General features: G+C 31.9%; 1 protein-coding gene and 1 pseudogene. Both read right to left on the bottom strand.

Features of this window, described 5'->3' with window-relative positions:
* Positions 1–116: 116 nt before the first annotated feature.
* The gene (locus ACJ5GX_RS01175) at positions 117–1061 is read right to left on the bottom strand and encodes an AAA family ATPase (RefSeq protein WP_495292600.1); all 945 of its coding nucleotides are present in this window, start codon (positions 1059–1061) and stop codon (positions 117–119) included.
* Between the two features lie 317 nt (positions 1062–1378).
* A pseudogene (locus ACJ5GX_RS01170) lies at positions 1379–1590 on the bottom strand (ankyrin repeat domain-containing protein); the annotation flags it as partial.

Genomic DNA, 1590 nt, shown 5'->3' with positions numbered 1-1590 from the left:
CATTGAAGTACTAAACAAAATTAAGTTTGAATCAGACCATAGACTTGTAAGAGCCTCTCTACTATTAGATGCACCAAAAATGAGTAGAAGCAACTTTAAGCCTTCACCAAAAACCTTTAAAACCGACAAAGAGATCGATCTAAATGATTCTTATGATTAGTTGCAGCAACTACCGTTATATTTTTTGAGGATAAAAACTCTCGATCCAATTTAGTGAGTAAATGAGTTAAAGGTCCTGCATTTTCACTGGAAGTGCGCTTTTTGCCAATGCCGTCAATCTCATCTATAAAAATTATACACGGACTGTTTGTCTCTGCTTTCTCAAAAATTTGATCTATATTCGATTTATTAGACAAACAAGATGCAGAAATAGATATAAACGCAGATAGAGATTTAGTTTGATTTGCAATTGCCTTACTAATACTAGTTTTACCAGTTCCTGGTGGACCGTACAAGAGATATCCTCTGCCTTGTAACTCACAAATCCCTTTCAATTTTTCTTTTATGTCATTTGGTAATATAATATCACTAAATGTTGTATTCCACCCTCTTTCTTCACCTTTTGCGTAAAATTCCATATTCAGCTTTGCTTCTACTTCATCTATTGCAGTACTATTAATTAACTGTGCAGAAAGGTCACTAACCTCTTTTTTTAACCCATTCACTTCATCTTGCGTTACAAAATTCTCTAAAATTCTATGAACTTTTTCTTCTAGACCACTAAACCCGTATTTATTTTCTTTATCCTTTCCATCTTCTAATTCTTCTTTAATTGGAGTTAGCTTATTTTCTTCTTTCCTTAACCCTTTATTCGGCTCTTCGACTTCAGCTTTCGAGTTTTCTTGAGATTTTTTATTTTGTTTAATCATTTTATATGAAAACACAATTACTACTGCAGAAAGCGCAAATAAAATAAAAATAACAGGGGGAGCTATATTTAAAGCTGCAACTGAAGATAAAAATGCAACGTAAGGAGCTACAGCAAAAACTCCAGATGTAATTAATGTAAGGGAAGCAATAGCACCAGCTATAAAAAAAGTTATATTAGCTCTATTAGACATATTTTAGCTTATAAACAGTTAATTTATAAATAATACATTTAAAGAGTACAAGCTTTTCATAGTAAAGCAAGACTAATTAAAGAGATAACTCAAGGTGTCCTTAATCAATCTATGATCGAGGTATTATGCAGTATTAAGATATAAGATGGTATGTTGTATTTTTAATTCAGTGTTCTTTTTCTGTCATTCCAGGGTACTGGAATGACAGATGCTATGATAAGAAATTCAATAACTTAAAGTAGGTAATTAAAGCCTCTAATTAAAATATGAATCTATAGTTATCATAAGCAACACTAAAGAAGTGCGGAAGTAAAAATTTACGAAAGAGCATTATGTATACGTATGCTTTGTAGATCTACACTTTGCCACCCTTCTGTTAAGCTTTGCCTCCCTTCCATTACGTTTTGTCGCTCTTTTATTTCTTTTATTTCGTTATCGAATTTTGACATTAGATATTTAACATAACCAGATGTTAATGCTGTTGATGCAGATACAGCTATTGCTGCCGTAACAGATGTTAATGTAATTT

The sequence above is a fragment of the Wolbachia endosymbiont of Tuta absoluta genome, assembly GCF_059414725.1.
Note: the sequence above shows the minus strand (reverse complement) of the source record. Positions and strands in the feature narration are given on the sequence as shown.

Coding starts and splice junctions, on each gene's coding strand:
- ACJ5GX_RS01175 (WP_495292600.1), bottom strand. CDS start 1,061: ATGTCTAATAGAGCTAATATAACTTTTTTTATAGCTGGTGCTATTGCT.